Origin of the sequence: Achromobacter sp. RTa (assembly GCF_000757485.1) — a bacterium.
GTDB lineage: Bacteria > Pseudomonadota > Gammaproteobacteria > Burkholderiales > Burkholderiaceae_B > Achromobacter.
The window spans coordinates 1-8,627 of the sequence record NZ_JPYO01000008.1; the positions used below are offsets into that span (position 1 = coordinate 1).

At 68.4% G+C, this 8,627-nt stretch carries 8 protein-coding genes; 2 read left to right on the forward strand and 6 right to left on the reverse strand.

All coding sequences use genetic code 11. The annotated features are described in order from the left end of the window. On the reverse strand, positions 1–1,248 hold a 1,248-nt coding region (locus tag JL37_RS04420), incomplete at its 3' end, for a filamentous hemagglutinin N-terminal domain-containing protein (protein WP_156124219.1). Between the two features lie 22 nt (positions 1,249–1,270). Beyond that, positions 1,271–2,950, reverse strand: coding sequence for a ShlB/FhaC/HecB family hemolysin secretion/activation protein (locus JL37_RS04425; RefSeq protein ID WP_052096856.1), 1,680 nt, complete (start codon positions 2,948–2,950; stop codon positions 1,271–1,273). Positions 2,951–3,615: 665 nt separating this feature from the next. Here JL37_RS04425 and JL37_RS04430 point away from each other — a divergent pair. Together JL37_RS04430 and JL37_RS04435 are read left to right on the forward strand one after the other, a co-directional pair. Continuing rightward, positions 3,616–5,355, forward strand: coding sequence for a peptidase M14 (locus JL37_RS04430; protein WP_043542332.1), 1,740 nt, complete (start codon positions 3,616–3,618; stop codon positions 5,353–5,355). A gap of 63 nt (positions 5,356–5,418) precedes the next feature. After that, positions 5,419–5,856, forward strand: a complete 438-nt coding sequence (locus JL37_RS04435) for an acetyltransferase (RefSeq protein ID WP_043542334.1) — start codon at positions 5,419–5,421, stop codon at positions 5,854–5,856. 41 nt (positions 5,857–5,897) lie between these two features. Here JL37_RS04435 and JL37_RS04440 read toward each other — a convergent pair whose 3' ends face one another. The 4 genes from JL37_RS04440 to JL37_RS04455 all read right to left on the reverse strand — a co-directional run. After that, positions 5,898–6,086 (reverse strand): oxidoreductase-like domain-containing protein, encoded by a 189-nt coding sequence (locus JL37_RS04440; RefSeq protein WP_043542336.1) that lies wholly within the window; start codon positions 6,084–6,086, stop codon positions 5,898–5,900. Between the two features lie 38 nt (positions 6,087–6,124). Then, on the reverse strand, positions 6,125–6,664 hold the full coding sequence (locus JL37_RS04445) for a GNAT family N-acetyltransferase (protein WP_043542337.1): 540 nt from the start codon (positions 6,662–6,664) through the stop codon (positions 6,125–6,127). 86 nt (positions 6,665–6,750) lie between these two features. Beyond that, positions 6,751–7,353, reverse strand: a complete 603-nt coding sequence (locus JL37_RS04450) for a bifunctional 2-polyprenyl-6-hydroxyphenol methylase/3-demethylubiquinol 3-O-methyltransferase UbiG (RefSeq protein ID WP_043542339.1) — start codon at positions 7,351–7,353, stop codon at positions 6,751–6,753. Then, positions 7,350–8,627: lytic murein transglycosylase (locus JL37_RS04455; RefSeq protein ID WP_052096858.1), on the reverse strand; the 1,278-nt coding region annotated here is incomplete at its 5' end. The genes JL37_RS04455 and JL37_RS04450, both read right to left, overlap by 4 nt.

Here is an 8,627-nt window from a genome sequence, read left to right on the forward strand (position 1 = left end):
GCCGCCCGCGGCGGGCCCCTGGCCCGCGCCCCCCGTGAGCGGCGGCGCGCCGCCGGGCGCGGCGGCTGCGGGGCCGATCCGCAGGTTGCGCCCGGACTCCGCGCGCAGGTCCTGGCCGCCCATCAACATGGAACCCGCCAGCGACAAGTCCCGCCCGGCCGCGATGCGCAGCGCGTCCTGGGTTTGCAGCCCGGCCCGCGCGGCGATGGCCACGTCTTGCGCGGCGCTCACATCCAGCGATCCGCCTGCGCCGACCGCGCCCTGGATGTCGGCATTGCGGCCCGCCGCAAGCGCGACGGCGCCCGCCGCCTGCGCGGCGCCATCCAGCGCCAGGTCGCGGCCGGCCGCCAGCCACAGATCCCGCGCCGCCTGCATGGTTGCGCTGGGCTCGATGCGCACGTCTCCCGCCGCGCTGACTTGCAAGTCGCCCGTCAGAGCCACCAGGTTGCCGCCCACGTTCACGCCCACGCCGGCCTCGGTTCCGATCAGACGGATGCTGTTGGCGTACATGCCGCCCAAGGCGGCGGTGTCCAGCGCGACAGCTGGCGCCGCGCCATCGCCCGCCAGGGCCGATGCGGCGCCGGAGACGTAATCGACACGCGCGGCGCCAGCCGTCACGTTAAGGCGGTCAGCCCAGACGCCGGCATTGATTTCCAGCGACCGGGCGATCAGGTCGACCTGACTGAGATTGGCCCCATAGAGGCCTTCGCCTTCGACCCGGATCTTGCCGGCCGCCACGTCCAGCGCAATGCTGCCGTCCGGGCCGATCTGCGGCCTGCCGGTAGTCAGGGTGGCGCGGTCCGCGTTCAGGAAGCCGCAGCCGTTGCAGGTGATGCCTGCCGGATTGGCGACGATAACGTTGGCCCGGTTGCCAGCGACCTCCAACGTGCCCATCAGTTGCGATGGGTTCGGCGCCGTGACCTGGTTCAGGATGGTGGCGGCGCGCTGGTTGCCCAGCATGACGTTGCCGGCGACCTGCCCGGCAAGCTGGGTCTGGCTTGCGCCGCCGCTGTTGTTGAGCACCACGCCCGCCGGCCCCACGTTGAACTGGGTATAGCGGTTGTTCGAGACCCCGCCCGCCGAAGGCGGCGCGATGTTGATGACGGGCACGCCGTTGCTGACGCCCACCACCGGCTTCTGCCCCGCCACGCTTTTGTCCACCGAGATCGGCAGGGTCTGCGCCAGCACGGGCGACCACATTTGCGTGCCAATGACGGACCAGACGATGAAGGATCGGAGTTTGGACATCATGCGTACCTGGCTAACGGGATCAGAATTCGAACATCACGGCCATCGCGAAGACGGTGGACGCGGTTTTCAGGGATTCGGGCTTTTTCAGCGGCCAGCCCGCGAACAGGTCATAGCTGGCGTTCACGCAGGGCATCGAGATCCGGCCGCGCAGCCCCGCGACGGCGCCTACCAGAGTGCGCCCGGAGAGGAACGTCGCCGACGGCCCGCCGACGCGGCCGACGTCCAGGCCGCCGTAGAGTTGCTGCCCTGGCGCCCCGGCAAGCGCGTCCAGGTTCAGCGACAGGTCGTTGCGCAGCGTCCAGCCGTCTTCGGCGGCCAGGGTCATCTGCCCATCGAAGCCACGCACGGCGTAGCGGTTGCCGATGGTGAAGTAGTCGGCCGGCACGATGGCCGTCTTGGCGTGCTGGATCTGCCAGTTGACCTGATAGGCGAAAGACTGGCCCGCCAGCTTGAAGGGCGCGTAGAGGCCCGCGTTGGCCGCGAGTATGGTGCTGCGGCCGTTCCAGTCGGGATCGCCGTAGACGTAGCCCGGCTCGTCGGAGTACTGCGGCCAGGTGCCGCGCAGACCGGCGCCCACGTCCAGCATGGCCAGGCCCAGGTAATGACGGTGCCCGTAGTTGAGTTCGTAGCCGGTGACGTCGCGGCGCTGCACCTCGATGGGCACATCGTTCAGCGTGCTGTCGGAGCGCTTGCGCAATACCGTGAAAGAAACGTTGCCTTTGTAGGCCGTGCCGCGATAGGGCGCCAGCGAAACACCCGCCTGGATCTGCCTGGTACTGCCGCCATAGATGATGGGCTCGTCGAAGCCTGCCACGGCCTGCCGGTAGGTCGACTTGCTGGCGCCGGCGAAGAAGGCCCAGTAGCCGAAGGGGATGCTGTAGTTGAGCGAAGCCGCGCGCGTATTCGATTCCGCGTCGCGCCAGCGGGCGTTGCTGTTCCAGGCCACCGAGAGCTGGTCGTACAGGAACAGCGGGGAATCCAGCGTCAGCCCGGCGTTCACCTGGTACTTGCCGATGGAGTCCATGCCGCCGTTGTCGCCGCCGACATAAGCGTGCCAGCGTTTGCCCGTGCCGGGCCGGACGAGGATGTCGGAGTCTCCAAGTTGCGGGCCAGGCGCGATATCGATGGCGGCATCGGCCTGGCTGCCCAGGCGGCGGATGTTTTCCAGGGCCTGGTCCAGGTCGCGTTGGCTCAGTTCATTGCCGGGCCCGCTGGGCAGCGCCGTGCGCCACCAGCCGACGGCGCCCTCGCTTTTCACCGCCGAGATACGCCCCGGCAGATAGCGCAGCGTCAAGATGCCGGCCGCCAGCGACTGCTCTGGCACGACGACGCGTGCGGTGACCAGGCCGTCATCGATCAGCAGGCCGATCAGGTGTTCCTGCAATGCGCGCAGGCCCTGGGCGCCAACGCAATGACCCAGGACGGCGCCGGCCGCCCGAGCCAGCGCCTTGGACGGCCCCGCCCCTTCCCAGCGCAGTTCGCGGATGGTGAAGCAGGGAGCCTCGGCCGGGAAGCTGAGGCCGCCGGGAGGCGCCGCGGCAGGCGACAGCACGTCGGGGCGCTCCGCCGCGCGGGCGCGCTGCGCGTCGATTTCCTGTTCCTGGCGGCGCTGGATCTCGGAGGCGCGCGAAGCGAGGTCGGGAACCGCTTGCGCAAGCGACGCCGCCGGGGTGCCGCCCGCAGCCACCCAGATGATCATTGCCGCCCGCCTACGCCACATCGCTTCCATACCGGCCTGACGCTCACGGCCGCGGCGGTGTCGCGTCTTCTCCATTCAAGAAAATTTGCTGAACTTGGCCCAAGATGAAGGAGGCTTGGCGCCCGTTTGCGCGCATTTCCGCCTATCGGAACTTATCGCTCTGTAATAGAACGACATCCCGGCAAAGACGGATATGGCAGGGGATGAAAAATCAGACCGGGTTAACCCGGATGACCGCAGGTCGGCGAATCGTCAATAATCCGCCGACGTTTTGCCGCCGACCCGTCCCTTTGCTGTCTTGCCCATACCTGTCTCTGCCCGGGACGCCATCGTTTCCTCCCCATCCCGCCTCTTCCGCACCGGCGCTTTCCAGGGTCGAGTCCGGTCGCCTGCCGCCCGATGCCCTACGCGCCCTCCCCGGCTTGCATGATCCGACCGCGCGCGGCGGCGCCGCGCATGGGCTGGCTGACGGGGCGCACAATGCAGACGCGCCGGACGGCGATACCTTGCGCGTGGCGGGTAAAACGCGCGAACAGGACTGGCGCGCTACGATGAGCCCCTGTCGCGCGGGGAAAGGCCCGCCAATCGCGCGAGCGGCGGGACCCGATGGGGCAGGCAGGTATCGCCGCCCGCCGCCAGTCAGGGATTTTTAAGGATTGCCGAAGATGTCGTTGCTGGATAGAACATTCGACCGCACGCTGGATGCCTGGACGCACGCCTACCTGGGGCCGGCCTGGCGCGGCGCGGTCGTCGAAGGCTGGCTGTTCGAAGGGCTGGAAGCGCGCCGCGCCGCGCAGGCCCGCCTGGCTCAGGCGGGAGTCACCGCGCGCTTTCGCAGCGCTTACAAACCGCTGCTGCATTTCTTCCTGGAAGAAGTCGATCCTGCAGGGCTGGACTCCGTCATCGTCCGCTATCCCGTGCACGAACACGCCCAGGCCAATCGCTTCACGCTGGAGGCGTATCCGCTGGCCGCCCTGCTCGAAGGCGCGCGAGTCACGATGCATGCCGGCGCCAGCGATCTGCACTACGACGTCTGCCTGACGTACGCCGACGGCCGCAAGATCGAAGAGCGCGTCTACGCGCCGAACCAGTTGGGCCAGTCGCGCGACGGCACGCCCGAACTCTCGCCCACCGGTTGGCTGCGCGTGCGCGACGCCGGCGGCGCGCTGCAGACCGACGCGGCGCAAACCACCGAATACCAGCAAGTCTTCCGCAGCATCGTGGACACGGTGCGCACGCACGCGTGGGGCGCCCATGAGCCGTATTTCGAGCGCCTGGAGATCCGCGTGGACCTGCCGGGCATCGATTTCGCGCTGCCCTTGGACGAGGAAATCGTCAGCACCTTCGAAGCGCTGCACGAAGACGTGTATTTCTCGCTGCTGGAACACTTCCAGCAGCATTCGGGCCGGCCCTCGGGCGACCGCGGCCTGCAGCCCGGCCAGATCATTCCGGACATCCGCCGCCACGACGGCGCGGCGCGCGTGCGGATATCGCTGGAACCGTTCGCCGCGCTCGCGTCCGTCGTCCCCGCCGCGCCGGAAACGCCGCTGGCGCAAACCCGCGAGCCGCTTTCGGCCGCTCACATCGCCGGGTGCATGGCCGCGTTGGGCGGCGACACGTTCCAGGCCGTTTCGCGCCAGGGCCGGCCGGTGCTGGGAACGTACCTGCGCGGCCCCGGCCCCGCCGTCTTCATTTCGGGCGCGCAGCACGCCAACGAAACCTCGGGCGTCGTCGGCGCGCTGCGCGCCGCGCAGACGCTGGCCGCGCGCGGAAATGCCCATTTCGCGCTCATCGCCGCCGAAAATCCGGACGGCTATGCGCTCTTCAACCGGCTGCGCGAGCATCACCCGCGCCACATGCTGCACGCGTCGCGCTACAGCGCGCTGGGCGATGACATCGCCTACCGCGAACGCGCCCCGTTCTTCGAGCGCGACGGCCGGCATCAGGCGGTGGCCATCAGCGGGGCGCAGCTGCACATCAATCTGCACGGCTATCCCGCCCACGAATGGACGCGGCCGCTATCCGGCTATCTGCCGCGCCACTTCGAGCAGTGGACGATACCCAAGGGCTTTTTCCTGGTGCTGCGCCATCATCCGGGCTGGAGCGAACGCGCCCGCCGCCTGATCGAAGGCGTCACCGCAAGGCTCGCGCACAACGTGCCCGGCCTGATCGAGTTCAACGCCCGGCAGCTTGAACTATTTCAGGCGCACGCGCTCGAAACGGGATTCAACGTGCTCAACGGCATCCCCGTGCAGATGACGGAAAGCGACCGCGAAGATCTGCCGCTGGCGCTGATTTCGGAGTTTCCGGATGAAACCGTCTACGGCGACCGTTTTGTTTTCGCGCATACTGTGCAGATGGAAACCGTCCTGGCGGCGACTGAGCTATACCGCTCGGGACTTTAGCGGCATCATGCCGCCCACGGCCAAGGACCGCGACGGCAACCGACCTTCAGAACCAATAAGAAAATGAACATCCGAGAACGCAATCACGGCGACGACCTGGCCCTGGTGGACATCTGGCTCCGTTCGGTGCGCGCCACGCATACGTTCCTGACGGAAAAAGAAATACAGGCCATGTACCCGCAGGTGCTCAATACCTACCTGCCCTCGGTGCGGGTATGGGTATGCGAAGACGATGCCGGCGAAGTCGCCGGCTTCATGGGCCTGAACGGCAACAAGGTCGAAATGCTGTTCGTGGACGCGAACAAGCGAGGCAAGGGGGCCGGACGCCGCCTGCTGAATTTCGCGCGGTCGCTGCACGGCACCCTGCTGGTGGACGTGAACGAACAGAACCCCCAGGCCCACGGCTTCTACAAGCACTACGGCTTCGAGGACGTCGGCCGCTCGGCGCACGACGACTCAGGCCGGCCCTTCCCCATCATCCACATGAAGCTGGCCGGCTGAGGCCAGGGCCTGTCTATGCTGATTGGAGCTTGGCACAGGCCCTAGGCGCCTGACTTTTCCTCGTGCCTGGCCTTCCACGCCTTCAGCGCTTCGCGGTAGGCGTCCATGGCCTCGTTATAAACGTCATACACGCAGGGAATGCAGCCACTGTTGCAGCACTCCTCGGGCGCGGGAGGCTCGGGCGGAATGGGCGGCGGATCGTCGTCTGGAATTGCTTTATGGGTGTTCATGGAGAAATGTTAGCGCCGATCCGGCCGGCCCCGATCGATCACGCCGTAGCTGCGACTCGCCACTCGGCGCGGCGGATCTCGTAGTGCCGCTTCCCGGCGCTGCCCGCGCCCTGGGTGGCGACATGGCGCATGCCGCATTTTTCCAGGACCCGGCATGAAGCGGCGTTGCCGTCCAGCGCCACCGCCGCCAGCGCGTCCACGGGCAGACGCCCGAAGCCCAACGCCAGCAGCGCCTGGGCGATTTCGGTGGCGTACCCCCTGCCCCAACTGCCGGGCAGGAAAGCGTAGGCCAGCTCTATCCCCTCGCGCGCGATGGCGCGCTTCAGCCCGGCGCGCCCCACCGGCGCGCCGCCGTCCCTTTCGCTCAGCATGTACATGCCGAAGCCGTGCTCGTTCCAGTGCGCGACGTTACGTTCCAGATAGAGCTGGCTGGCCGTCAGATCGCGGGTGCCGCCCATTGTCGCCATGAGGCGGCCGTCCGCATGCATGGCGGCGATGAGCGGAAGGTGGGCTTCGTCCATGCGCTGCGCATGCAGCCGGGCGGTGTCGAACACAAGAGGAAACAGCGCTATGGACATGGCGGAAAAAAAGTGATGGCGCCTTCCATCATACCGGCCGTCCCCCGGCCCGGCCCAGATCCGGAAGGATGAACCGGCGCCGCGGTTCAGCCGCGGCGCAGGCCCAGGAAACTCCAGCGCACGTCGGCGCGGTCCAGCATGTCCTCGCGTTCGCTGAGATGATGGGAGAACAGGCCGTGCGCGCCGGCCAGCTCGATAGTCTCCTGCGCGGATACGTCGAACATGCGGCGCCCGGGAGGCACGGGCCCATGCCGCAGCGACATGAGGATCTGGCCACGCGGCGCCAGCAACGCCGCCAACGCCTCCATGCCGTGGCGGCGCTCATCGGCATCCAGGTGCATCCACACGGCCGTGAGCATGATCACGTCGAATGCGCGGCCCTGCCCGCGCAGGCCGTCCAGGCCTGGCAAGGCGTCATCCACCCACTCCAGGTTGGGCAGCGCATGACGGCGCTGCCCTTCCAGACGCAGCGCCTGCGTGGGCTCGGCCGCGACCACCGCATGGCCCATCCGCGCCAGCGCGGCGGCATCGCGGCCGGACCCCGCGCCGATGTCCGCGATGCGCGACGGCGCGGACGGAATCAGGTGCGCCACGTCGCGGTGCACGTCCGCGAACGCGATGCTCTCGTATTGGTCCGCAAGGGCCGCGGCGTTTTCGCCGTAGCCCTGCGTGCCCGGCGCGGCCGTCACGATTGGCCGTCCGGGCGGGCGCGGATCGCCTCGGGCGGCCAGGTGGCCTTGATCGCGTCGTAGATACGCTTGCCGACCCGCCCATCCTGCGGCAGGTCGCGCTTGGCCTGTTCCTCGCGCACGGCGTCGCGGGTCTTGGCGCCCGGAATGCCGTCCGCCACGCCCACGTCGTGGCCCAGGCCGTAGAGCATGTCCTGCAGCTCTTTGATCTGCGCGCGCGACAGGCCGGGGTCGTCGGTGGGCCAGGCCGCGACGAGCGCCGGGCCGCCTTGTAGGCGGTTGAGCAGCAGCGACACCGCCAGGCCGTAGCGGCGCGACTGGTTGTAGTGCAGGATGGCGTCGAAGTTCACCGTGGCCAGGAAGACGGGGCCCTTCGCGCCGGTGGGCGCGAACAGATAGGCCTGCTCGTCGTTGCCCGAGGGCAGCTTCAGCGCGGACCCGTCGCCCTGCTTCAGGCCGGCCTGCGCCCATTGGGCGATCGTGCGGCGGTCCTGCGAGCCGACGTACTCGGCATCGGGTTCGGGAGGAATGGCGGCCGCCAGCTCGGCGGGCACGCGCACTTCCACCACCGCCGGCAGGCCGTGCGTCCACTTGGCGCGGCGCTTGCGCAGATGATTGGCCGTGGAGGCCAGCGCATCGGGCAGCGAGTTGTACAGATCGATCTTGCCATCGCCATCGCCGTCGGCGGCCAGTTCATAGAACGAGGTCGGAATGAACTGCGTCATGCCGAAAGCGCCGCTCCAGGAGCCGATGAACTTGTCGGCCGGCACGGTGCCGTCGCGCAGCAGCCGCACCGAGGCGTAGGCGTTCTTTTCCCACAGCGACTTGTTCTCGGTGCAGGCGCGCGTCAGCCAGGCATCCAGCACGTCGGTCTTGCCGACCTGGCGGCCGTAGTTGGTTTCGATGCCGAAGATGGCGACCAGGGTGGCCGGGTCCACCTGGTACTGCTGGCTGATGGCGGCGAGCTGCGGGCCATATTTGGCCAGCACGGCGCTGCCGTCCTTCACGCGCTCATCGTCCACCGTCTTGGCGATGTAGTCCCACCACGCTTCGCGCCCCTCGAGCTGGCCCTTGGCGGACGCCACCGTCGTGGGCAGCAGCTTGGCGTTGGCCGTGTACTTGTCCCAATCGGCGACGGTCAGCCCATTGGCGGCCGCCCCCTTGCGCAGCTTGGCGATGCAGGCCTTGGTGTCCAGTTCGGTCGGGATGATGACCTGGGGCGCGGCGGCGGGAGCCGCCGGCGCCGGCGTGGCGGCAGGCCCCGCGGCGGCTGG